Raw genomic sequence first — 22051 nt, 5'->3', positions numbered from 1 at the left:
GACGACTACTGAGCCGGGTGGGAGGGGGTGGGTGGGGAGTGGGGGTTCGACCCAGCGGCGGGTGTTGGGGGTGGAGGTGGTGACGGAGAGGGGGAGTTCGATGGGGGTGTTGCGGGGGATGACCCGGACGCGGAGGGCGGTGAGGTCGTGGGTTACGTCGGGGCGGAGGGTGCCGACCGGGCGAGTCAGGAATGTCCACCAGGTGGCGCTGGGGTCGGCGATGATGGGCGCGGGTAACAGCGCGATGGTGAGGGCTTGGCGGATGCGGGCGCCGAGGCGGGCGGGCATGCCGATGGCGGCGAGGGGGCCGGCGACAGGAACCACGAGGTCGCGGCGGCCTATTTGGATGGTGACGGGCCAGCCCAGCGTTTCCTCGTAGGTGGCGCGGGCCTGAGCCAGGTCGCGGAGCCAGCCGGGTGCGGGCAGTGACGTGAGAGTAGCCATGATTTCCACCCCTATCCCCCCGGGGTAGAGAGGTCGCGAGGGGTCGGCGTCGCGCCGTGAGGTCGTCAGAGGGCCCCAGGTGGACGCCGGTCGGCTCGCCCGCTCCCTGTCCGCGGGAGTCCGATGTAGCGTCGTCCCTTGAAGTACGCTCTTGCGTACCGCTCAATTAGAGAACCGACTGAACGGTATGTCAATACCGGTCAGTCGGTTTTCTTTGAGACGACTGTCAGGCCGGGGCGCAGGACTGGCAGCGGCGGAGTTGGGGCCAGCCGCCGGGGAGGCTGGCCCAGATGGGCCAGACAGGCCGGCGGACATGGTCCAGACGCAGGTCCAGCAGACGCGCGGCTGGGTGGCGGCGGCGGGCTTGCGGGCGGGTCGCTTCATCAACATGGTTGGTCCCCTCTTAGTTGTAGCCGCGGATGTGGTGGGCTTCGTTGATCTCCCGGGCGGCTCGCATGATCGGTTCGGCGTCGGCGGCGGCGTCCGGGCCGTAGGCCTCGTCGAGGCGTTTGAGGAACATGTCGGGGTCGAGGTCGTAATCCTGGGCGCCGCGGGCCTCGAGGACGATGGTGGCGAGCTGGCAGCCGAGTTGGGCGGAGCGGACCGGGGGCAGGTGCCGGGCCAGACCGGACAGGAAGCCGGCGCGGAAGGCGGCGCCGACGCCGGTCGGGTCGACGATGCCGCGGTCCGGCACGGCGCCGACGCTGACGATGGGTAGGCCGGCGGACTCGATTCGGACGCCACGTGGGCCGAGGGTGGTGATCCAGGTGCCGACCCGGGCGAGCACGTCGGCGGCGGTCCAGCGGGTCGTGGACAGGAGGAGGTCGCGCTCGGACTCATCGGTGAACAGGAACGTCGCACCGTCTACAAGGGACTGGATGTCAGCGCGACCGAGAGTGGTGAGGTGCTGGGCGGGGTCGGCGGCGAACGGGATGCCGAGGGTGCGGCATTCCGCGGTGTGCCGGAGCATGGCTTCGGGGTCGTCGGGGGCGATCAGGACGAGGTCCACACCGCCGGCGGCGGCCAAGATGGGGCGCAGTGCGATCGTGCGGGCCTCGGTCATCGCGCCGGCGTGGAACGCGGAGATCTGGTTGTGGTAGTCGTCGGTGATGGCGAGGCGACGGGCGGTGTGCCGGGTCGGGGATACGTGGACGAAGCGGGTGTCGACACCGTGCGCGGAGAGCCAGCAGCGGTACTCGCCGAAGTCGGGGCCGGCGGCGCCGATCAGCAGCGGGCGACCGCCGAGCCGGCCGAGGCCGAAGGCGATGTTGGCGCCGGTCCCGCCACGGCGGATGTCGAGGGTGTCGACGAGGAACGAGAGGGCCACGGTGTGCGGCGCGTCCGCCGGGAACTGGTTGGCGAAGCTGCCGGGGAACGTCATCAGGTGCTCGGTCGCGATGGACCCGGTGACGGCGATCCGCATGGTGCGCTCCTTTCCGGCTCAGCCGAGGATGTCCCGGAGCGCGGCGGCCCGGTCGGTGCGCTCCCACGGCAGGTCCAGGTCCGGCCGGCCGAAGTGGCCGTACGCGGCGGTCCGGGCGTAGATGGGGCGCAGCAGGTCGAGGTCGCGGATGATCGCGGCCGGGCGCAGGTCGAACACCTCGGTGATGGCCTGCTGGATCTTGCTGGGGTCGATGGTCTCGGTGCCGAACGTCTCGACGAACAGGCCGACCGGGGCGGCTTTGCCGATGGCGTAGGCGACCTGCATCTCGGCGCGGGTGGCGAGGCCGGCGGCGACGATGTTCTTGGCCACCCAGCGCATGGCGTACGCCGCACTTCGGTCTACTTTGGACGGATCTTTGCCGGAGAACGCACCGCCGCCGTGCCGGGCGATGCCGCCGTAGGTGTCGACGATGATCTTCCGTCCGGTCAGGCCGGCGTCGCCCATCGGACCGCCGATGACGAACCGGCCGGTGGGGTTGACGAGCAGCCGGAAATCCGAGGTGTCGAGCGCCAGGCCGGCGAGCGGAGGCGCGACCACGTGCTCGCGGATGTCGCTGCGCAGCAGGCGGTCCAGGTCGACGCCGTCGGCGTGCTGGGTGGACACCACCACCGTGTCCAGGCACACCGGTACGTCGCCGGCGTACTCGATGGTCACCTGGGTCTTGCCGTCCGGGCGGAGGTAGGGCAGCAACCCACCCTGGCGGACCGCGGTGAGCTGGCGGGCGAGCCGGTGCGCGAGAGCGATCGGCAGCGGCATCAGCTCGGGGGTGTCGGTGCAGGCGTAGCCGAACATGAGGCCCTGGTCGCCGGCGCCCTGCTGGTCGAGGTCGTCGCAGGCGTGGTCGACGCCGCGGGCGATGTCCGGTGACTGCGTGCCGATCGCCACGTTCACCCCGCACGAGCCGCCGTCGAAACCGGTGGCCGAGGAGTCGTAGCCGATGCGCAGGATCCGGTCCCGCACCACGGCCGGAATGTCCACAGTGGCCTGACTGGTGATCTCGCCGGCGACGTGCACCTGACCGGTGGTGACCATGGTCTCCACCGCGACACGCGCGTGCGGGTCACGGGCGAGCAGGGCGTCCAGAATCGAGTCGCTGATCGCGTCACAGATCTTGTCCGGGTGCCCCTCGGTCACCGATTCGGAGGTGAACAGCCGGGAAGTCATTGCCACGCGCCAAGGCTGCGAGCGGAAACTTGAGGATGCCTCGAAGGTGACTCCAGAACCGGTCGACACCTCTTTGATCCCTAGTACGCGGGTCGCCCAGCGCTCGAAGGGTGCTGCTGGAGCGGGAATCCAGCGGCACCGCAGTGCAACGATGCATTGCCAGGCGCTTGGAGGGTTCCATGAATCAGCACGGTGGAGAGGCATCCGCCCCCCGGTTATCGATCCATACCCCCGCGGATCTCGACCAGGACGACCCGCAGGTCATGCAGGTCGGGCTGCTCGGGCCGCTGACCCTGCGCCGGGCCGGGCAGATGATCACGCCGTCCGCGCCGAAGCTGCGGCAGGTGCTGTCGTTGCTGGTGTTGCAAGCAAACTCGGTGACCCGGGTGGACCAGCTCGTCGAGGAGCTGTGGGAGGAGAGCCCGCCGCCGAGCGCGCTCACCACCGTGCAGACCTACATCTACCAGCTGCGCAAGCTGTTGAAGCTGTCCGACAAGGCCAGCGGCGGGCGCGGCGACGACACACCGGTGCTGCTGAGCCATCCCGGCGGGTACATCCTGCAGTTGCGGTCGCTGCTGGACATCGACGCGTACCTGTTCGAGCAGCTGGCCGAGCGCGGGCGGCAGGGGTTGCTGAGCGGGCAGGTCACCGTGGCCGCCGACACGTTGCGGGTAGCGCTGGGGCTGTGGCGGGGAAGCGTGCTGGAGGGCGTGTCCACCGGGCCGCTGCTCTACGCGCAGGTGGCCCGGCTGGCCGAGCGCAGGCGGACCGTGCTGGGGCTGCGGATCGAGGCGGACCTGCAGCTCGGGCGGCACCAGGAGATCACCGGTGAGCTGGCCAGCCTGGTCAGCGCCGAGCCGACTCGCGAGGACTTCTCGGCCAAGCTGATGCTGGCGCTCTACCGGTGCGGCCGGCGCGCGGACGCCTTGCAGGTGTACCAGCGGATCCGGACGACCCTGGTGGAGGAGCTCGGACTGGACCCGGCCACCGAGCTGCAACGGTTGCATCAACTCATGCTGGCCGCCGACCCGTCGCTGGACGCGCCGTCCGGCCCGGCGCCGGTGGTGCGGGCGCCGGTCACGGCGGGCTCGCGGCCCCCGGCCGTCACGCCGGCGCAGCTGCCCGCCGAGATCCCCGACTTCGTGGGGCGTTCGGCGGAGCTGGGCGAGTTCGAGCGGACGCTGCCCGAGGTGGACGGCGCCGGGTTGCGGGTGGTGAACCTGGTTGGCCGGCCGGGGATCGGCAAGAGCACGTTCGCCGTGCACGCGGCGCGGGCGGTGCGGGACCGGTTCCCGGACGGGCAGCTGTACGTCGACCTGTCCGGCACACCGTCCACACGGGACGTTCTGGTCGGGTTCCTGACGGCGTTGGGCGCGGACGAGGTGCCCGCCTCGGCCGGCGAGGCCGCGCTGATGTTCCGCAGCTGGACGGCGGACCGGCGGTTGCTCGTCGTGCTGGACGACTGCACGTCGCGCGAGCAGATGCACCAGCTGCTGCCCGGCGGCCCGGGATGCACCGTTGTGATCACCAGTCGCAACCCGATCGGCGGCCTGCCCGGCGCGGTGCACGTCAAGCTGCCGGTGCTGACCCCGGCCGAGTCGGTGCAGCTGCTCACCGCCGTCGTCGGTGAGTCCAGAGTGGAGCGTGAGCCGGCGGCCGCGCTGGAGCTGGTGGAGCTGGCCGACCGGCTCCCGCTGGCCCTTCGTGCGGTCGCGGCCAAACTCGCCGCGCGGCCCGGCTGGCAGCTCTCCCGCATGGTGGGGCGGTTGTCCGACGAGCGGCACCGGCTGGAAGAGCTGTGCTACGGCGGTTTCGACGTCCTCGGCCGGCTCGCCGAGGCCTACCAGCTGCTCACCGCGCGGCAGCGCTGGGTGTTCCGCCGGCTCGCCGCCGCCAGCGAGCAACCCCTGACCATCAACCAGATCTCCGAGCTGGTGAGCATGGGCCGCCAGTCCGTCGAAGCCGTGGTCGACGAGCTGGTCGACGCGGACCTGGTGGAGGAGCGGCAAACCCGCTTCGACGAACCCCAGCACGTGGTTCCCGGCTTGATCCGCCTGGTCGGCCTGTCCGGCACGCTCAGCAGCCCGTGGTGGAGCACCGACAAACAGGGAACCGCTGACGCGTAACGATGCCGCATTCGCCACGACTGGAGAGGTGGGCGTTATCCGGCACCTTCTCTCCAGGAGTCCTCGTGGCGACAGTCGTTACCAGCCCGTCCAGGACATCCGCCGGACCTCCCCTGGCGCTGCTGCCCGTGGCCCTGATCATTGTCCTGTTCGGGGTCGCAGTGCTGCTGGCCCAGATCGCGCCGAGCCGCGTGACCAGCGGGGTATACCAGGTCACCGTCGGCGAAGGCGCCGACCAGTTCACGATTCCCACCGAATCCCTGACCTGCGGCCGAATTGGTGCCACCGCCACCTGCACCACCCCGGTCAGCGCACACCAGCTGCGGATCGACGTCAGGTACCTCGACGCCGACATCGTCGGGCCGAGTAGCTGCACCGCGCGATACGACGAGCGTTCGGTGTCCTGTGAGTCGGCCTTCGGCGACTACGGGCACGCCTCCCATTCGGTGAGGATCAGCGACGGGCTCGGCGTGACCGGTGCGGAGCTGGCCGGTTTGCGTGCGGCCGTACCGTGGTGGCGGTCGGGCTACGGGGTGGAAATCGCCGCAAAGGTTCTGATCTGCACGCTCTCGATCGCGGCGGGGGTGGCGACCTACCTGTTGCGCCGGCGCGCCCGTCCGGTACCGGCCGAGTGGCGGTCCCCGGTTGTCATCGGCACCGGTGTCCTGGCCCTGGGGCTGTTCGTCGCGAGCGGCCTGGTGCTCGACATGCACAACGCATGGGTCTTGGTGCTGTCCCCGTTCACGGTCCTGGCCGCGGGCGTGCTGACGGCGTGGCAAGGGCAGCTGTCCGGAATGGGTGCCCGGCACAATGGCCGGCCCTGGCCGGATGCGATCGGGGCGGTCCTTGCTGTCGCGCTCTACACCACCGTCGCGATGTTCGCCTTCCTGCTGCAGAGCGCGTTCATCGACTGACGGCTCGAGTCAGGTTTGAGCGAAGCTCGTCTGAACCTCCTTACGGTTCCGCAATCCGTGGGTACCCCAATAGCCCGCGGTGACGGTTTCGCGACGCTGCTCGGATGTCCCCTGAGCGCGGGAAGGGGGCCGATGACCATGGTGCGGAGCGAGCCGGCGTGGGCGCCGGTGAGCGGTTCCGGAATCGCGGTGCTGGCCGGGCGGGATGACGAGCGGCCGGCGGCGTTGCGGGCCGGGGCCATGGTGCTGCCGCTGGACCGGCGGGTGGCGCGGCGATCGGCCGTGGTGGGGTTGGAGGTGGCCGTCACCGCGAGGCTGCTGGATCTGCTGCCGGCGCCGCCGACCGCGGTCGTGGTTGTTCCGTCCGAAGTGGACTTCGCCGCGCACGTGGCCGAGGTCGGCCGGGTGGCCTGCGGATTGTTCCATATGGACGGTCAGGATCCGGTGCTGACCGTGGGGGTGGCGTGCCCGTACCCGGTCGCACCGGAGACCACCGAGGACCTGAACCTGTACAACATGCACCTTGAGGCGCTCCCGGAAGCGCTGGTGGAGTCCGTGGCGGCGGCGCGGCGGCTGAACCTGGCCACGGCCAACGGGAGCTGCGTTCTACTGCTGCAGAGGTTCGCGCCGCCCAAGGCGTCCGCCGTGGTCCAGGCCAGCCCGAACCGCCGGTTGCCGGTACGGATCAGCGGCCGGTGGGGGTTGACCGAGGCGAGCCTGAGCGAGGTTCCGGCCGACGAGTTCGAGGTGGCGCCGGACGGGCGTGGGGTTACCGAGAAGCTCGCCTGGAAGCCGACGGCGAACGTGACGGCGCACGGCGGGACGCGCACGGTCGACCTGTCGGAGCGTTGCCGGTACCAGAGTTCGCTGTCCCGGGGAACGGTGCTGCGGTTGGCGGCACTGGCCCGCAATGCCGCGGTGGCGGCGGGGCGGCCGCTCACCCTGGACGTGGCCATGCTGAACGACCGGCCGGTGGTGCTGCGCTGCCGTCCGTGCGCGCGCGAGGCGTTCCCCGTGCGGTGACGGCGTTCTCCAAGCAGGCTCGAGGTTTCTTGGACGGGCCCGGCGAATCATCGCTGGCGACCATTGCCAGCCTGCTCCTCGGAGGTCGCCGTGCCGCACCGCACGCTGATCGTGGCCCATTTGAAGGAAGGCCACGAAGACGCCATCGCCCAGATCTTTGCCGAGTCGGACGCGACCGAGCTCCCGCACATGATCGGGGTGAAGCGTCGCACCCTGTTCAAGTTCCACGACCTGTACTTCCACCTGGTCGAGGCGGACGAGGAAATCAACGAGAACCTGTACAAGGCGCGCAGCCACCCGCTCTACGACTGGATCAACAAGTCGCTGGCCGAGCACGTGTGGCCGTACGACCCGAACTGGAAAGAGCCCAAGGACGCCATGGCGCAGCCGTTCTACGTGTGGACGCCGGACGGTCGCGAGTAGACCGCGCCGAGGGACGAGGAGACGACAGCGATGACGAGCACGCAACAGAAGCTCAAGGTCAACATCGAGGAGGCCGCGGCGAACCGCAAGCGCGGCGGCGAGATCCGGGTGCTGCTCAGCCCGCGGACCGTCGGCTGCACCTCCGGGTTCGGCGGTTTCGTCGTGCTGCAACCCGGTGAGTACATCTCCGAGCACTACCACCCGTACTCCGAGGAGTTCCTGTACGTGGTGGAGGGTGAGTTCGAGATGACCGTGGACGGCACCGTGTTCGCGCTCAAGGAGGGCGACTCGCTGCTGGTGCCGATCAACGCGAAGCACCGGCTGGTGAACAGGACGGACAAGGTGGCTCGCGGCGTGTTCCAGCTGGCGCCCCTCGCGCCGCGGCCGGAGCTCGGGCACGTGGACACCGAAGCCCCGCCGAACGCCGGGCCGAATCCGGACGTCGGGGGTGGCAAGTGACCCGGAGGGCGGTGATCACCGGGGTCGGTGTGGTAGCACCGGGTGGCCTGTCCCGCGAGGCGTTCTGGGACCTGCTCACCGCGGGCCGGACCGCGACCAGGAAGATCACCCTCTTCGACGCCACCAACTTCCGGTCCCGGGTGGCCGCGGAGTGCGACTTCGACGCGAAGGCCGCGGGCCTGTCCCCACAGGAGATCCGCCGGATGGACCGGGCCGGGCAGCTTGCGGTGGTCAGTGCCCGGGAGGCGATCGTCGACTGTGGACTGAACTTCGACGAGCTGGACCCGGCGCGGATCGGGGTGAGCATCGGCAGCGCGGTCGGCTGCACCACCGGGCTCGAGGACGAGTACGCGGTGCTGTCCAACCACGGCAAGGACTGGCTGGTCGACCCGAACTACGTGGTGCCACAGCTTTACGGCTACATGGTGCCGAGCACGCTGGCCGTCGAGGTGGCCTGGACCTGTGGCGCCGAGGGCCCGGTTGCCTTGGTGTCAACGGGTTGCACGTCCGGGCTGGACGCGGTCGGGCATGGCGCGCAACTGATCGCCGAGGGCAGCGCCGACGTGGTGCTGGCCGGCGCCACCGATGCGCCGCTGTCGCCGATCACCGCGGCCTGCTTCGACGCGATCCGCGCCACCTCGCCGAACAACGACGACCCGGAGCACGCATCCCGGCCGTTCGACGCACACCGGGACGGTTTCGTGCTCGGCGAGGGTTCCGCGGTGATGGTGCTGGAGTCGGCCGAGTCGGCGAAGGCGCGCGGTGCCACCATCTACGCCGAGATCGTGGGGTTTGCCGGTCGCAGCAACGCGTTCCACATGACCGGGCTCAAGCCGGACGGGCGGGAGATGGCCGAGGCCATCCGGGTGTCGCTGGACCAAGCCAGGCTGAATCCGTCCGATGTGGACTACATCAACGCGCATGGCTCCGGCACGAAGCAGAACGACCGGCACGAGACCGCGGCGTTCAAGCGCAGCCTCGGGCAGCGGGCCTACGAGGTTCCGGTCAGCTCCATCAAGTCGATGATCGGGCACTCGCTCGGCGCGATCGGCTCGATCGAGGTGGCCGCCAGCGCTTTGGCTCTGCAGCGCCAGGTGGTACCGCCGACGGCGAACCTGGAGAACGCCGATCCCCAGTGCGACCTGGACTACGTCCCGAAGACCGCGCGGGAGCACAAGATGGACGTGGTGCTCAGTGTGGGCAGCGGGTTCGGCGGGTTCCAGACGGCCATGCTGCTGGCCCGGCCGGCCGCGGCTTGACCGCGATGAATGCCTCATTCAGTGCGCTGGCCGCACTGAATGAGGCATTCATCGCCTCTCGACACGACTTCGAGTTGGTTAACGCAGGCTTTGTCAGGTTTCGAGCAGTCAAGGAGATGCTGTGGCTGACCGTCGCGCGACGCCCGTGATCACCGGCATGGGCGTCATCGCGCCCACCGGGATCGGCAGGAACGCCCACTGGCAGGCCGTGCTCGCCGGCAAGAGCGGCCTCGGCCAGATCACCCGCTTCGACCCGGCCAAGTACCCGGTGAAGGTCGCCGGCGAGGTGCCGGGCTTCGACACCAAGGCGCGCGTGCCCAACCGGCTGGTGCCGCAGACCGACCACTGGACGCACATGGGTCTGTCCGCCGCCGAGGACGCGCTGGCCGACGCCGCCGTGGATCCCGCGCAGCTGCCCGAGTTCGAGATGGCCGTGGTGACCGCGAGCTCGTCCGGCGGCACCGAGTTCGGCCAGCGGGAGATCGAACGGTTGTGGGCCAACGGTCCGCAGTTCGTCGGCGCGTACCAGTCGATCGCCTGGTTCTACGCGGCGACCACCGGCCAGATCTCCATCCGGCACGGCATGCGCGGCCCGTGCGGCGTGCTGGCCTGCGAACAGGCCGGCGGGCTGGACACACTCGGCCAGGCGCGACGTCTGCTGGCCGGTGACATCCGCCTCGTCGTGGCCGGCGGCACGGACGCGTCCCTGTGTCCGTACGGACTTTCCGCTCAGCTGTCCACCGGGCTACTGTCCGAACGGGACGATCCGACCGACGCATACCTGCCGTTCGACGCGGACGCCAGCGGCTACGTGCCGGGCGAGGGCGGCGCGATCCTGATCGTCGAGCGGGACGACGAGGCGGCTCGGCGCGGCGCACCGAACTACGGCTCAGTTCTGGGCTACGCCGCCACGTTCGACCCGCCGCCCGGTGGGTCGCGCCCGCCGGCGCTGCGCCGCGCGATCGAGCAGGCGCTGGCCGACGCCGGTGTCGTACCGGCCGACATCGACGTGGTTTTCGCCGACGCCAACGGAAACGTGGCCGCGGACCGGGCCGAGGCCGAAGCGCTCACCGCCGTGTTCGGCCCGCGCGCCGTGCCGGTCACCGCGCCGAAGACGCTGACCGGGCGGCTCTACGGCGGCGGCGCCGCGCTGGACGTGGCCACGGCGCTGCTGGCGCTCGGTGAGGGCGTCATCCCGGCGACCACGGGCACCTCCCAGCTCGCCGACGGGATCGAGCTCGATCTGGTGATCGACCGCCCGCGGCAGGCGGAACTGAACACCGCCCTGGTCGTCGCCCGCGGATGGGGCGGTTTCAATGCGGCGGTCGTACTCGGCGGCCCGGTTCGGTAGTCAGAAAGGGATCCTGATGAGCAAGAAGTTCACTTTGGACGACCTGCGTGAGCTGATGCGCTCCTCCGCCGGTGTCGACGACAGCGTCGACATCGATGGTGACATCGCGGACAAGACGTTCGAGGAAATCGGCTACGACTCGCTGGCGGTGCTGGAGATGGCGAGCCAGGTGCAGCGCACGTACAGCGTGCCGATGCCGGACGAGTCGACCGAGTACATGACCACGCCACAGCTGGCCGTGGACTACATCAACGAGCAGTTCGAGAAGGCGGGGGTGTGAGTCGTGAGTGGACACACGGACAACTCGATCGTCATCGACGCGCCGATGGATCTGGTGTGGGACATGACGAACGACGTCGAGTCGTGGACCACGCTGTTCAGCGAGTACTCGGTGGCCGAGATCATCGAGCGGCGGGGTGAGTCGGTGCGGTTCCGGCTGGCGCTGCACCCGGACGAGAACGGCAAGGTGTGGGACTGGGTGTCCGAGCGGACCCCGGACCCGGTCAGCCGGACCGTGCGCTCGGCGCGGGTGGAGACCGGGGTGTTCAAGTACATGGCGCTGTTCTGGGAGTACACCGAGGTCGAGGGCGGCGTACGGATGCGCTGGGTGCAGGACTTCGAGATGAAGCCGATCGCGCCGATCAACGACGAGCAGATGACCGCGCGGCTCAACACGAACACCGCGGTGCAGCTGCAGCTGATCAAGGAGAAGGTCGAGGCGGCGGCCGCACTGAAGCTCGCCAGCTAGCCGGAAAGGTTGGAGATGATCGAGTTGCTCGCGCCGGTGGTGTTGCTGGCCAACGGGTTGGCCGCCGGGGTGCTGGCCGGGGCGGTGCTCGGCGGGTTGCCGCTGCTGCTCACCCTGCCGGTGGACCGGTACGTGCATGCGCACGGGTTCTTCGGCACCCGGTACGACCCGTTCATGCCGATCTGCCTGGTGGTCACCCTGCTCGGCGACCTGGTGCTGACCGTGCTCGCGCCCGCGCGAGCGGCCGTTCCGTTCGCCGTGTCCGCGGTGCTCGCCGCGGCCGTGGTGACCATCTCGCTGACCAGAAACGCTCCGGTGAACCGCTGGATGGCCTCGCTGAACCCGGAGAACCTGCCGGAGGACTTCGAGGACCCCCGCCCGTCGTGGAGCTTCTGGCACCGGCTGCGGACCGTGTTCGCCGTCGTCGCACTGGTGAGCAACGTCGTCGCGATCGGACTCTTGATCTGAAACCGTTGGAGGACAACAGCACCATGGTGCAAACGCAGATAGCCGTGGAGGGGAAGAAGTTCCTCGTCACCGGCGGAACGAAGGGCATCGGCCGCGGGCTCGTGCTGAACGCCGCGGCGGCGGGCGCCGACGTGATCACCTGCTACCGCAGCGAGGACGAGTCGGTCGCGTCGCTGGTCCGCGAGCTCAAGGAGACGCCCGGCGACCACCACGTGGTCCGCGCGGACGTCGGCGAGCCGGAGGGCGTCCGGTCGCTGATGGAGGAGGTCCGGACCCGGTTCGGCCGCCTCGACGTGATCGTCAACAACGCCGGCGTGATCAGCCACATCCCGTACGCCAACCTGGCGCTGGACGAGTGGCAGCGGATCCTGGACACCAACCTGACCGCGGCGTTCCTGATCATCCAGGAGTCGCTGCCGATCCTCGGCCCGGGCGCGTCGATCATCAACATCGGCTCGAAGTCCTGCGAGGTGGGCATTCCACTGCGGGCGCACTACACCGCGGCCAAGGCGGCCATGGTGGGTCTCACCAAGTCGCTGGCCAAAGAGCTCGGCCCGCAAGGGATCCGGGTGAACGTGCTGGCGCCCGGCGTGATCGTCACCGAGGCCATGCTGGCGCTGCCGCCGGATCAGCTCGAGGCGATGAAGGTGCGCTACACCGCGAAGACGGCGCTGGCCCGGCTCGGCGAGGCGGACGAGATCGCCGGCGGAATGCTGTTCCTGGCAAGCGACCTGTCCCGGTACGTCACCGGTGAGGTCCTGCACGTGGATGGAGGAATCACGTGACCGCGGAAGTCCATACCCCGTCCCAGGTTTTCCGGGTGATGCTCCGCATGGAGATCAAGCCCGGCCTGGAGGACGAGTTCGAGCGCACCTGGACGGAGGTCGGCGACTCGGTCACCTCGCACCGCGCCAACCTCGGCCAGTGGCTCTCCAGGAGCATCGAAGAGCCCGGCATCTACTACATCGTCAGCGACTGGGTCGACGAGCCGCAGTTCCGCGCGTTCGAGCACAGCGACCGGCACCTCGATCACCGGCAGAAGCTGCACCCGTTCCGCAGCGGCGGTTCCATGGTCACCATGAACGTGGTGGCCCACCTGGAGGGCGGTTCCTCCGGGGAGCGCTGGTCATGAGTCGGGTCCGGGTCCTGCTCTTCCACGAGGCCGAAACGCCGGACGGCGTGACCGCCGCGTACCACGAGGTCAGCGCCGATCTCGCCGGGACACCCGGGCTGCTCGGCAACGAGCTACTCACCGCGGTCAACGACCCGACCTGGTTCCTGGTCATGAGCGAGTGGACCGACCTGGACTCGTTCACCACATGGGAGCAAGGTGCCGCCCACAAAGGCACCACCGCTCCTCTCCGCCAGTACCGCGACACCCGCATGACCCGGCCCTACGGCATCTTCAAGGTCGACGCCGAGTACTGACCGGCGGTGATGTCCTGAAGGCGGCCTTCGGGACGCTCAACGTCCTGAAGGCGGCCTTCAGGGCATGCCGCTTGTACGGCGTGACCTGATTCAGAGGGCGACCACGCTGAGCATGTCGTCGAGGCCGGCGAAGTCCGCGGCGTTTCTGGTGTAGAGCGGAAGACTCCGGGACGAGGCAATCGCCGCGATCATGAGATCCATCCGGCGCGGGCGTGGATCGCGACCGGCGGCCATGGCCAGAGCGACCAAGGTCCCATAGCGGGTAGCCGCGTCGGCGTCGAACGGTAGCGGGTCGAAGTCGACGATCGCGGCGCCGAGCTGCTCCGTCCGCGCCGCCCGAACCGCCATGTTCCTGGCCATCGCCACGCCCTGGTGCAGCTCGGCCATGGTGATCGCGGTGAGCTCGGGAACGGAGGGCAGTGTCGTCGGGTCGAGCCGGTCAAGGTCGATATAGACACACGTGTCCAGGACGCCCGACTCGTGGCGTTCGGTCATTGACGCGCCCACGGATCGTCGTCACCAACGCGATCTTCGGTGCCGAAGAACTCGTCGGCCTCCCGACGCATGCTCGCGTAGTCGACCCGCGGCAACTTCTTGTGCCGCTCAACCAGCTCCTCGGCGGTGAGCCGCCGCCTGCGCGACAGCGGCCGTAACTCGGCAACGGGAACGCCGTTGCGGGTGACGTGGTACGTCTCCCCCGCCTCGACAGCGTCCATCACCGCGGCCGAGTTGTTCCGAAACTCCCGTTGACTGATGACTCGCATGGACTCAATGTAGCGCGACGTAGCTCCCTGGGCTACATCGTGGGCTCTGCCCATCGAATCTCTATGACTGGCGTCGCAGCTCTTCGTAGGCTTCGCGCATGTCCCGCCCCTCGGGGAGTTGCCTGGCTTCGACAGCTGTCACGACCTCAGCGGCCCGCCACCAGTTGGAGGGCACTACTTGGCCAGATAGAATGGCTTGTTGAGCAGCGTCGCAGGCTTCTTCGAGCCGGTTGGTGACGAGCAGGACCAAAGCCAGATCGAGGTTGGCTGCGGCGACTCGGCGCGGCCACTTGCCATTGCTTTCACTGGGCTTGAGCCGGGCAATTACTTCGCGCGCGTAACTTTCAGCAGCCGGGTCACCGACCCATGCCAAAGTTGTGCCAACATAGGCTACCGACTTGTCGGGGTCATAGCGGTAATGGTGCTCCGGCCGGTCCGTTCGTTCAAGTGGAGACACTAGTTTGTTGACTCGCTCAATGGCGGAATAAGTCTGACGCGGCTGACGCAAGCGCGCCCATGCACGACCTTCTTGTGCTGTTGCCTGGATAGCCGCCGAACTGCCCACAGGGGCCAATTTCTGGGCTGCGTGGGATAGCTCGAGAGCTTGACGGTAATTGCGCCGGGTCAGCACACGCCAGGCTTCGGTCTCAAAGCACCAGGCGCGGATTTCGTCGTGCTCAGCATGCCGCGCCAAACTGGCGGCGGTCCGCAGCAGGGCGCTGGCCGGAATCTGTTGATCAAGATCAATCTGAACTGTGGCTGTCAAGAGGGACAGCCACCCGCCAACCACGATCAGGCGCTTCCGCCCGCTCAGCGTCATGCGGCTGTCGAGCAGCGCATTGACGTAGGACAGGTGTTGCCGCAGCCTCACCAACAGCTCGGCCGGGGGTGTGACGGGGTAGGCCATGGCCAGATCGTCAAAGGCCAACTCGAGGTGGGACAGGGTTTCATCGCCGACATCGCTTGCGGCAACCCGCCGAGCCAACTCGATGGCGGCGGTCGCGTCATCGGAAGCTGGCGCCGGTCCGTTCCCCGTGGTCAACGGCATGGAGTGGAAGGTGTCCGCCTTGGCTCGGATCGTGGCAAGCTCGGTGGAGCGGGTCGCCATCTCATGCTCGTGCTTTGCGGCCTCTAGCTGACGATAGGAGATGAGCAACTGCCCGCCAGCCTCGGTCAGCCGGTCCGCTGTCTGCCAGAACGCTTCGGCGGCCCGGGCCCGGCCCTTCTCGACATGCGTCACCGTGGTGCGGTCGAGGTAAGTCGCCGCTGCAAGCTGAGCCTGGGTGACCTCAGCCGCCTTACGGAACGCGGCGAGCCGCTCGCCCAGTGCACGGCGTAGTGCTGCGATCGCCTCAGGCTCCCTGGCCATCTCTCACGCTTCTGGTGTCGTTGCTCGTACCGCCACCAACAGCGTAACCGCAGGTGGCGGCCGTGTGTCTAACTGGCACACCTGGTGACCCACCTCCACGACGCACCGGTCTTATACCTGATCATGACCAATCCGAAAGCAAGGGAGGTTGCGATGAGTGGAGAAATCGGGTTGTCGGCTGGTGGGGTTGCAAGCCGGTGGCGGCACATCGCGCGGTTCCTGAATGTGGACGAGGCCGGCAATATCGGGTACGACTTCTTGGGCTTCGGGTGCTTCGAGAAGACTCTCGAGGCGGCCGAACGGGCCGCGGCCAACGATGAATGGGCAGATTACTTCGAGTACCGGTTGGTGCAGCGGGCGGGCGAGTTGGCCGGCGATCGCGTTAAGCGTCACCTGGTGGAGGAATGGACCGACAGCATGGTCTATCTGACACGGCGGTGCGCGACGTATGCGCGGGGTGAGGACCCTGGGCCGTGGCTTCCGCAGCACGTGCGGCGACCGGACATCGCCGCCACCGGTCGCACGATCGCCGACGAGATCATGGCTGAGCTCGAGGCTGAAGACGACGTGAATTGCCACCTCATAGGGGTGGCGGAGTGAGCCCGGCCGAGGCGGAAGGCGAGCTGACCTGGTGCACGCGGGGCTGCAATGTCACCGACCTGCTCAACCGGCTGGAACAGCGGATGAACCAGCTCACTGAGGACTGGGAGCATGTGCGTGTGGGGATCGACACGGTGACCGAGCAGCTCGCCGACCGGAACGGCGGATAGGGGCTACAGCAAGCGAGGATCGCCTGCTGGGCGGAGGTGAGCTGACCTCGTGGACGTTGTGCGTCCTGTTCCGGATCAGACGATGTCGGGGCGGGCCAAGAGTTCCGATACCGCGGTCGCGAGCGCGGTATCGGGCTCGGTTGCGGCGTCGCTGGTGCGCCAGGCGATGAAGCCGTCGGGACGGATCAGCACAGCACCATCGGTGGAGATGCCGTAGGCGGTGGTTGCGGCGTCGTCGCGGTGGACGGTGATGGGGACGTTGCTGCGGGTGGTGAGCTTGGCGGCGGCTTCGGGCCAGATCTCGTTGGTGGTTCCGGTGAGGAGGACGAGGTCGGTGCCGAAGAGGTCCACTGTGGACTTGCTGTTCGCCAGCCACACGTGCGGGGCCCGCGTGCCCGGGATCCCGGACAGTTCCGCTGGGTGCACCGGGCTGGAGACGTCGGCTTCGACGTCGGGGACGGGGTAGCGGTAGCCGAGGGTGACCGCGAGGGGGTCGAGGACCTGGGCTTTCTGCTCGGGGGTGGCGAAGCCGGCGCGCATGGCGAGGCGGAGGCCGCCCTGGGCCACGGTCAGCTTGGCGACGGGGGCGCGTTCGGTTTCGTAGGTGTCCAGTAAACCTGGACCGGCTTGGCCGGTGAGGACGGCGGCGAGTTTCCAGGAGAGGTTGTGGGCGTCGTGGATGCCGAGGTTGGCGCCGTAGCCGCCGATCGGGGGGACGATGTGGGCGGAGTCGCCGGCGAAGAAGACGCGGCCGGCGCGGAGGCGTTCGGCGACGAGGCCGGCCATCTCCCAGGGGAGGACGTCGCGGATGGTCACGTCGGTGTCGGTCGATCCTATTGCGGCGTGGACGAGCTCGACGCAGCGGGCTTCGGTGAAGTCCGAAGTGGACTCACCTTTGTCGGGCTCGTAGGTGACGATGAGGGTGGCCTCTTGGAGGGTGTCGTCGTGGCCGAGGACGGCCGTGACGGTCTCGTTCTCGATCTGGCAGATGGAGAAGCGGCGACCGTTGAGCGGTCCGGTGAGGTCGGCGCGGAACAGAATGCTGACCTGGTGGCGGAAGACGCCGCGGCCGTGGGCACGGACGCCGAGCTTCTCCCGTAGCGGGCTCCGGGCGCCGTCGGCCGCCACCACGTAGTCGGCGCGGATCGTCGAGGTGGCACCGGAAACCCGGTCGGCCAGCACAGCGGTGACGCCGTCGGCGTCCTGGGTCAGGTCGGTGAGCTCGGTGGAGAACAGCAACGAGGCGCCGGCTTCCTCGGCGGCGGTGCGGACGATCGGCTCCATGCGGTCCTGGCCGAGGGCGACGTGCCGGCACGGGGTGATCGCGGTGAGATCGTCCTCGTCGGGCAGCATGGTGCGGCCGAACTCCCTGCCCAGTAACGACTCCACCTTGGCGTTGATCCGGTGGTCGGCGAACCCGGCGGCGGCCTCGAGCACCCGCTGCTCGATCCCGGCGGAGCGGAAGATCTCCAGCGTCCGCTCGTACCAGCCCCAGGCGCGCGGGTGGATCGAGGTGCCCGGGTGGCGCTCCACCAGCGTCACCGCAACCCCGGCCCGGGCAAGGAACAGCGCGCTGGACAGGCCGACGACACCCCCACCGGCCACGAGCACCGAGGTCTTCCGCTCCTGCATCGCTGTTCCTCCAAGGGAGAAGTCCGGCAATCTCCGCGATCATCGACCGGGCACGTCCAGGTCGGGTCGAACCCGCATGGAGGGCACCGAACGCAAGCCGCGTCGAGCCGGTCTCGAGCGGTCCTGTGCCGAGACCACAGAACCTCTGCTGCGAAGCCGACAAATCGCGCCAGAGGAGATGAGATGGCGACGGTGATCACCGAGCGCGCCGGTGCCTCGGGTGCCGCCACCCAGGCCCGCGGCCGCCTGTTCCGCGACCAGCCGCGGTGGTTCAGCACGCTGTTCATGGTCGACATGTGGGAGCGGTTCAGCTTCTACGGGATGACCGCGATCCTCTACCTGTACCTGTCCGCGCCGGCCACTGAAGGCGGCTTCGGCCTGCCCGCGGGGAACGCGGCCGCGGTGTTCGGCACGTACATGTCGCTGATGTTCATCTGCTCGCTGCCCGGCGGGTGGCTGGCCGACCGGGTTCTCGGGGCGCGCAAGGCGGTTCTGCTGGGCGGCGCCAGCATCGCGCTCGGCCACTACGCGATGAGCATCCCCGTGCGCTCGTCCCTCTACTTCGGACTTTTCTTCGTGATCATCGGCACCGGACTGGCGAAGCCCGCGATCTCGTCGCTGGTGAGCAGCCCGTACCCGAACGACAACGAGCGCCGCGAAGCGACCATGTCCATCTTCTACATGAGCATCCAGATCAGTGCGTTCCTCGCGCCGGTCATCACCGGGATACTCGGCGAGAAGGTGAACTGGCACCTCGGGTTCGGCGCGGCCGCGGTCGGCATGACGTTCGGCCTCATCCAGTACGTCGCGGGGAACCGCCAGTTCGGCGACCTCGGAATGGCCGCGGAACGCCCGATCGACACCGAACGGCTGCGGGTCGTGGTGCGCCGCGGTGTCTACGCCGCCGCCGCGGTGATCGTCCTGTTCACCGCCGACGCCGTCTCCGGCGCGTTCAAGATGCAGCACGTGCTCGCCCTGTGCGGGGTGCTCACGATCACCCTGCCGATCGTGTTCTTCCTGAAGCTGCGCCGGAACCCCGCGCTGGACGGCGCGGACCGCAGCCGCCTGGTCGCCTTCGTCTGGCTGCTGCTCGGTTCGTCGGTGTTCTGGCTGCTGTACGCGCAGGGCGGCTCGGTGCTCAACGCCTTCGCCAAGGACCACACCGACCGGGACGTGCTCGGCTGGACCGTGCCGGCGAGCTGGTTCCAGTCCGCGCACCCGCTGTTCATCCTCGCGCTGGCGCCGCTGTTCGCGATGCTCTGGGTGCGGCTGGGGCGCCGGGTGGACGTTCCGGTCAAGTTCGCCGGCGCGCTGCTCTTCGTGGGCGTGAGCTTCCTGCTGATGGCGGTCGCCGCACAGCTCGCGATCGCCGGCGGCCTGGTCTCCCCCGGCTGGCTGCTCGTGGTGTATCTGGTCCAGGTCTGCGGCGAGCTCGCGCTGGCGCCGATCGGGATCAGCCTGGCCGTCCAGGTGGCCCCGCCTGGGTTCACCCACCAGTACCTCGGGCTGTTCTGGCTGTTCGCCGCGCTGGGCGCGGGAATCGGCGGCCAGCTCGCCCAGCTCTCCGAGGTGCTGCCGCTGCCCACCTACTTCCTGATCTTCGGCCTGCTGGCCTGCGCCGCCGGAGTGGTGCTGGCCCTGGCCGTTCGAGCTCTCCGGCGCCGGCTGCTGGCGTCCTGACCTACCGAGAAGGAGTCCGACAGATGACCAAGAAGGTGGCCTGCCTCGGCCTCGGCGGCATGGGCGGCGGCATCGCCGGCCGGCTCTGCGACCTGGACTGGGCGCCGGTGCTGTACAACCGTTCACGGGACAAGGCCGAGGCGCTGAGCGCCCGGGCCGGCGGGGTGGCCGACACTCCGGCGCAGGCCGTGGCCTCCGCGGACGTGGCGCTGCTGAGCCTGGCCGACGAGCCGTCGGTGGACGCGGTGCTGTTCGGGCCGGACGGCATCGTGGCCGGGATGCGGCCCGGTGGCATCGTGATCGACATGTCCACGGTCTCGCCGGCGTACTCGCGGCGGGTCACCCGGCAGCTGGGTGAGCTGGGGCTGCGGCGGGTGGAGGCGAACCTGGTCGCGAACCCGATGCAGGCGCGGGCCGGCGACGCGCGGGTGCTGGCCGCGGGCGCGCCGGAGGATCTCGACGAGGTGCGGGACGTGCTGAAGGCGATCGGGCGCCAGCTGGTCGAGTTGGGACCGGTGGGTGCGGCGTCGACGATGAAGCTGGCGTTCAACGCGTTGTTGGGCAGCCAGGTCGTGGCGCTGGCCGAGGTGGTCAACTACGGGGTCGAGGCCGGTTTGGACCGTGACCTGATGCTGCGCACGATCGCGGAGAGCGCGTTCAGCTCGTTGGTCATGTCGCACCGCTGCCAGTTGATGATCGAGGAGCGGTACCAGCCGGCGGGGTTCCGCTCGGTGCTGATGGAGAAGGATCTCCGGCTGACCGTGAACGACGCGGCCGACCAGGGCGTGGGGCTGCCGGTGATCAGCACGGCGGCGCGGCGCTACCACCAGGTGGTGGCCGCGGGCGACGGCGACCTGGACGCGGCGGCGGTGCTGTCGCAGCAGCTCAAGGACGCCGGGGAGATCGCCGCCTGAGTGTCGGTCCTTGCCGCTAACCTTCCGGCAGGTACTGGAGGGAAGGGGCGGGGGATGTTCGCGAGCCTGAACGGCATGGACGTGTTCGCCAGCATCGCGGTCCTGCTCACCTGGGCGCTCGCGTCGTGGCAGCTGGGCAAGGCGGTGCGCCGGTCCGACACCCGGCTGTCCAACCGGGCGTCGGGCTGGGCGATCGGGTGGCTCCTGGCCGGAACGCTCGCGGTGCTGGCGATCACGGTGATCACCGTGCTGTTCGCCGTGCCCGGGCTGCAGTTCGCGATCGGACGGACGCTGCTGGCGCTGCCGTTGATCGTCGTGCCGGCGGTGCTGACGTACTGGTGGACGGTGCCGATGCTGCTGGGGCTGCGGCGCGGTGCATCGTCGCGGGAGGACCTGGCCGGGTTGCGGGCCGCGCTGCCGCCCAGGTTGACGGCTCTGGGCGGCGTGTTCGCGCTGTGGATGGCGTTCTTCCTGCAGCCGGTGACGCCGCTGTGGGACGAGATCCTGATCTACCTGGGTGCGTTCGCCGTGCTGGGTCTGGTGCAGGTGCTCAAGTTGCGCGGTGTGCCCGGTCGAATCCGCGCGGGCACGGCGTTTCCTGGCCGGCTGAAGCGCTCCGGGCGAACCGCGGTGCGGGTGCTGGCGTTCGTCGCCGTGGTGGTCGCCGTGATGATCTGGGCGGCGCAGACCAGCAAGCTGCCGAGCCACTACAGCATGATGAACCACACCGGCGGCCACAACGGCCCGGCGGGGTTCCGGCCGGTGACCGAGCTGACCGGTGACGTGTCCGGCACCCCGGAGTTCACCTTCACGCTGACCGCACAGGTCACCCCGCTCACCCTGCCGTCCGGCGCGACGGTCGACGCGTGGACGTTCAACGGCACCGTGCCCGGGCCGGAGCTGCGGGTCCGGCAGGGCGCCCTGGTCGAGGTGAAGCTGATCAACAGGGACGTGCCGGGCGGCGTGTCCATCCATTGGCACGGCGTCGACGTGGCGAACGCCTCCGACGGCGTGCCGGGCCTGACCCAGGACGCCGTGTCGGCCGGACTCTCCTACACCTACCGGTTCCGCGCCCCCGACGCCGGAACCTACTGGTACCACTCGCATCAGACGTCGTCCGAGCAGGTGCGGCGCGGCCTCTACGGCGCGTTCATCGTCGATCCCCCGTCACCGGCAGCGGTCACCGAGGTGCCGGTGCTGACCCACACGTTTCCCCGCGGCCAGGTCCAGGTGGTCAACGATTCGGATCGCCTTGCGAACCGGTCAGTTCCGGCCGGCTCAACCGTCCGGTTGCGACTGATCAACACCGACATAGTGACCCGGCGGTACACCCTGAGCGGAACGCCGTACCGGGTCGTGGCCATCGACGGCGGCGATCTCCATGGGCCGTCCGAGGTGTCCGGCAAGCAACTCGCCGTCGGCGGCGGCGGCCGTTACGACCTCGAGTTCACCATGCCCTCCGACCCGGTGCGGCTGGCAACTACCGACCACCCCGACGCGGGCATCATTCTCGGCTCCGGCGACCGCCCCGCCCAGAACGGCGGCGACGAGTTCGACCCGACCAGCTACGGCCAGCCTGCGCCCACCCCGTTCACCGCCACCGGCCCCTTCGCCCACGACGACACCTACTACATCGACAACCACTTCGGCTTCTACAACGGCGAGTTCGCC

Annotated in this window: 25 protein-coding genes; 18 read left to right on the top strand and 7 right to left on the bottom strand. The window is 69.1% G+C overall.

Annotation, left to right across the window (positions count from 1 at the left end):
* From VGR06_RS09460 to metK, 3 genes are all read right to left on the bottom strand, one after another.
* A partial coding sequence (locus tag VGR06_RS09460; protein ID WP_327558610.1) for a hypothetical protein occupies positions 1-444 on the bottom strand: 444 nt, incomplete at its 3' end.
* A 403-nt stretch (positions 445-847) separates the two neighbouring features.
* On the bottom strand, positions 848-1867 hold the full coding sequence (locus VGR06_RS09455; RefSeq protein ID WP_327558609.1) for a PfkB family carbohydrate kinase: 1020 nt from the start codon (positions 1865-1867) through the stop codon (positions 848-850).
* Between the two features lie 18 nt (positions 1868-1885).
* On the bottom strand, positions 1886-3052 hold the full coding sequence (metK, locus tag VGR06_RS09450) for a methionine adenosyltransferase (RefSeq protein ID WP_327558612.1): 1167 nt from the start codon (positions 3050-3052) through the stop codon (positions 1886-1888).
* A gap of 179 nt (positions 3053-3231) precedes the next feature.
* Here metK and VGR06_RS09445 point away from each other — a divergent pair, with 179 nt between their 5' ends.
* The 13 genes from VGR06_RS09445 to VGR06_RS09385 all read left to right on the top strand — a co-directional run bounded on the left by VGR06_RS09445 (position 3232) and on the right by VGR06_RS09385 (position 13251).
* Complete coding sequence (locus VGR06_RS09445; RefSeq protein ID WP_327558608.1) at positions 3232-5178, top strand: AfsR/SARP family transcriptional regulator; 1947 nt, start codon at positions 3232-3234, stop codon at positions 5176-5178.
* A 65-nt stretch (positions 5179-5243) separates the two neighbouring features.
* On the top strand, positions 5244-6092 hold the full coding sequence (locus tag VGR06_RS09440) for a hypothetical protein (RefSeq protein ID WP_327558607.1): 849 nt from the start codon (positions 5244-5246) through the stop codon (positions 6090-6092).
* Positions 6093-6224: 132 nt separating this feature from the next.
* Positions 6225-7115 carry a hypothetical protein gene (locus VGR06_RS09435; protein WP_327558606.1) on the top strand — a complete coding sequence of 297 codons (891 nt, stop codon included), beginning with the start codon at positions 6225-6227 and terminating at the stop codon, positions 7113-7115.
* Positions 7116-7205: 90 nt separating this feature from the next.
* On the top strand, positions 7206-7538 hold the full coding sequence (locus VGR06_RS09430; protein ID WP_327558605.1) for a TcmI family type II polyketide cyclase: 333 nt from the start codon (positions 7206-7208) through the stop codon (positions 7536-7538).
* A gap of 30 nt (positions 7539-7568) precedes the next feature.
* A complete protein-coding gene (locus VGR06_RS09425) occupies positions 7569-7997 on the top strand; it encodes a cupin domain-containing protein (protein WP_327558604.1) in 429 nt (142 codons plus the stop codon).
* On the top strand, positions 7994-9256 hold the full coding sequence (locus tag VGR06_RS09420) for a beta-ketoacyl-[acyl-carrier-protein] synthase family protein (RefSeq protein WP_327558603.1): 1263 nt from the start codon (positions 7994-7996) through the stop codon (positions 9254-9256). Before VGR06_RS09425 ends, VGR06_RS09420 begins: the two co-directional genes overlap by 4 nt.
* A 157-nt stretch (positions 9257-9413) precedes the next feature.
* Entirely contained in the window at positions 9414-10607 is a 1194-nt protein-coding gene (locus tag VGR06_RS09415) for a ketosynthase chain-length factor (protein WP_327558611.1), read from the top strand.
* A gap of 16 nt (positions 10608-10623) precedes the next feature.
* Complete coding sequence (locus tag VGR06_RS09410; RefSeq protein WP_327558602.1) at positions 10624-10887, top strand: acyl carrier protein; 264 nt, start codon at positions 10624-10626, stop codon at positions 10885-10887.
* A 3-nt stretch (positions 10888-10890) separates the two neighbouring features.
* Entirely contained in the window at positions 10891-11355 is a 465-nt protein-coding gene (locus VGR06_RS09405) for an SRPBCC family protein (protein ID WP_327558601.1), read from the top strand.
* Positions 11356-11370: 15 nt separating this feature from the next.
* Positions 11371-11823 (top strand): anthrone oxygenase family protein, encoded by a 453-nt coding sequence (locus tag VGR06_RS09400; protein WP_327558600.1) that lies wholly within the window; start codon positions 11371-11373, stop codon positions 11821-11823.
* A 23-nt stretch (positions 11824-11846) separates the two neighbouring features.
* Positions 11847-12608: an SDR family NAD(P)-dependent oxidoreductase gene (locus VGR06_RS09395; RefSeq protein ID WP_327558599.1), complete on the top strand. Its 762-nt coding sequence runs from the start codon at positions 11847-11849 to the stop codon at positions 12606-12608.
* The gene (locus VGR06_RS09390; RefSeq protein ID WP_327558598.1) at positions 12605-12955 is read left to right on the top strand and encodes an antibiotic biosynthesis monooxygenase family protein; all 351 of its coding nucleotides are present in this window, start codon (positions 12605-12607) and stop codon (positions 12953-12955) included. Before VGR06_RS09395 ends, VGR06_RS09390 begins: the two co-directional genes overlap by 4 nt.
* Entirely contained in the window at positions 12952-13251 is a 300-nt protein-coding gene (locus tag VGR06_RS09385) for an antibiotic biosynthesis monooxygenase family protein (protein ID WP_327558597.1), read from the top strand. The genes VGR06_RS09390 and VGR06_RS09385 overlap by 4 nt, the downstream gene beginning before the upstream one ends.
* A 90-nt stretch (positions 13252-13341) precedes the next feature.
* Here VGR06_RS09385 and VGR06_RS09380 read toward each other — a convergent pair whose 3' ends face one another.
* The 3 genes from VGR06_RS09380 to VGR06_RS09370 all read right to left on the bottom strand — a co-directional run bounded on the left by VGR06_RS09380 (position 13342) and on the right by VGR06_RS09370 (position 15384).
* A complete protein-coding gene (locus VGR06_RS09380) occupies positions 13342-13746 on the bottom strand; it encodes a type II toxin-antitoxin system VapC family toxin (protein ID WP_327558596.1) in 405 nt (134 codons plus the stop codon).
* Positions 13743-14015, bottom strand: coding sequence for a type II toxin-antitoxin system prevent-host-death family antitoxin (locus tag VGR06_RS09375; RefSeq protein WP_327558595.1), 273 nt, complete (start codon positions 14013-14015; stop codon positions 13743-13745). Before VGR06_RS09375 ends, VGR06_RS09380 begins: the two co-directional genes overlap by 4 nt.
* A gap of 61 nt (positions 14016-14076) precedes the next feature.
* Positions 14077-15384 carry a helix-turn-helix transcriptional regulator gene (locus tag VGR06_RS09370; RefSeq protein WP_327558594.1) on the bottom strand — a complete coding sequence of 436 codons (1308 nt, stop codon included), beginning with the start codon at positions 15382-15384 and terminating at the stop codon, positions 14077-14079.
* A 153-nt stretch (positions 15385-15537) separates the two neighbouring features.
* Here VGR06_RS09370 and VGR06_RS09365 point away from each other — a divergent pair, with 153 nt between their 5' ends.
* Both VGR06_RS09365 and VGR06_RS09360 read left to right on the top strand, forming a co-directional pair.
* Complete coding sequence (locus VGR06_RS09365) at positions 15538-15984, top strand: hypothetical protein (RefSeq protein ID WP_327558593.1); 447 nt, start codon at positions 15538-15540, stop codon at positions 15982-15984.
* Positions 15981-16154, top strand: coding sequence for a hypothetical protein (locus VGR06_RS09360; protein ID WP_327558592.1), 174 nt, complete (start codon positions 15981-15983; stop codon positions 16152-16154). Before VGR06_RS09365 ends, VGR06_RS09360 begins: the two co-directional genes overlap by 4 nt.
* Positions 16155-16229: 75 nt before the next feature.
* On the opposite strand, the gene VGR06_RS09355 is transcribed toward VGR06_RS09360, so the two are convergent.
* Positions 16230-17786: an FAD-dependent oxidoreductase gene (locus tag VGR06_RS09355; protein WP_327558591.1), complete on the bottom strand. Its 1557-nt coding sequence runs from the start codon at positions 17784-17786 to the stop codon at positions 16230-16232.
* Positions 17787-17969: 183 nt separating this feature from the next.
* Between VGR06_RS09355 and VGR06_RS09350 the strand changes: the two genes are divergently transcribed.
* The 3 genes from VGR06_RS09350 to VGR06_RS09340 all read left to right on the top strand — a co-directional run.
* Positions 17970-19466, top strand: a complete 1497-nt coding sequence (locus tag VGR06_RS09350; RefSeq protein WP_327558590.1) for a peptide MFS transporter — start codon at positions 17970-17972, stop codon at positions 19464-19466.
* A 23-nt stretch (positions 19467-19489) separates the two neighbouring features.
* Positions 19490-20380: an NAD(P)-dependent oxidoreductase gene (locus tag VGR06_RS09345; protein WP_327558589.1), complete on the top strand. Its 891-nt coding sequence runs from the start codon at positions 19490-19492 to the stop codon at positions 20378-20380.
* 54 nt (positions 20381-20434) lie between these two features.
* The coding region (locus VGR06_RS09340; protein ID WP_327558588.1) for a multicopper oxidase family protein at positions 20435-22051 on the top strand (1617 nt) is incomplete at its 3' end.

Source organism: Actinophytocola sp. (assembly GCF_036002505.1).
In the GTDB taxonomy this organism is placed as follows: Bacteria; Actinomycetota; Actinomycetes; order Mycobacteriales; family Pseudonocardiaceae; genus DASYTH01.
The sequence above is the reverse complement of the archived record's forward strand: the minus strand, read 5'-3'. Positions and strand labels throughout refer to the sequence as shown.

Bases quoted from the DNA above. Each gene is read 5' to 3' on its own strand.
- VGR06_RS09380 (WP_327558596.1), bottom strand. From the start codon at position 13,746: ATGACCGAACGCCACGAGTCGGGCGTCCTGGACACGTGTGTCTATATC.
- VGR06_RS09435 (WP_327558606.1), top strand. From the start codon at position 6,225: ATGACCATGGTGCGGAGCGAGCCGGCGTGGGCGCCGGTGAGCGGTTCC.
- VGR06_RS09425 (WP_327558604.1), top strand. From the start codon at position 7,569: ATGACGAGCACGCAACAGAAGCTCAAGGTCAACATCGAGGAGGCCGCG.
- VGR06_RS09395 (WP_327558599.1), top strand. From the start codon at position 11,847: ATGGTGCAAACGCAGATAGCCGTGGAGGGGAAGAAGTTCCTCGTCACC.
- VGR06_RS09345 (WP_327558589.1), top strand. From the start codon at position 19,490: ATGACCAAGAAGGTGGCCTGCCTCGGCCTCGGCGGCATGGGCGGCGGC.
- VGR06_RS09415 (WP_327558611.1), top strand. From the start codon at position 9,414: ATGGGCGTCATCGCGCCCACCGGGATCGGCAGGAACGCCCACTGGCAG.
- VGR06_RS09375 (WP_327558595.1), bottom strand. From the start codon at position 14,015: ATGCGAGTCATCAGTCAACGGGAGTTTCGGAACAACTCGGCCGCGGTG.
- metK (WP_327558612.1), bottom strand. From the start codon at position 3,052: ATGACTTCCCGGCTGTTCACCTCCGAATCGGTGACCGAGGGGCACCCG.
- VGR06_RS09455 (WP_327558609.1), bottom strand. From the start codon at position 1,867: ATGCGGATCGCCGTCACCGGGTCCATCGCGACCGAGCACCTGATGACG.
- VGR06_RS09410 (WP_327558602.1), top strand. From the start codon at position 10,624: ATGAGCAAGAAGTTCACTTTGGACGACCTGCGTGAGCTGATGCGCTCC.
- VGR06_RS09385 (WP_327558597.1), top strand. From the start codon at position 12,952: ATGAGTCGGGTCCGGGTCCTGCTCTTCCACGAGGCCGAAACGCCGGAC.
- VGR06_RS09370 (WP_327558594.1), bottom strand. From the start codon at position 15,384: ATGGCCAGGGAGCCTGAGGCGATCGCAGCACTACGCCGTGCACTGGGC.
- VGR06_RS09445 (WP_327558608.1), top strand. From the start codon at position 3,232: ATGAATCAGCACGGTGGAGAGGCATCCGCCCCCCGGTTATCGATCCAT.
- VGR06_RS09350 (WP_327558590.1), top strand. From the start codon at position 17,970: ATGGCGACGGTGATCACCGAGCGCGCCGGTGCCTCGGGTGCCGCCACC.
- VGR06_RS09400 (WP_327558600.1), top strand. From the start codon at position 11,371: ATGATCGAGTTGCTCGCGCCGGTGGTGTTGCTGGCCAACGGGTTGGCC.
- VGR06_RS09365 (WP_327558593.1), top strand. From the start codon at position 15,538: ATGAGTGGAGAAATCGGGTTGTCGGCTGGTGGGGTTGCAAGCCGGTGG.
- VGR06_RS09355 (WP_327558591.1), bottom strand. From the start codon at position 17,786: ATGCAGGAGCGGAAGACCTCGGTGCTCGTGGCCGGTGGGGGTGTCGTC.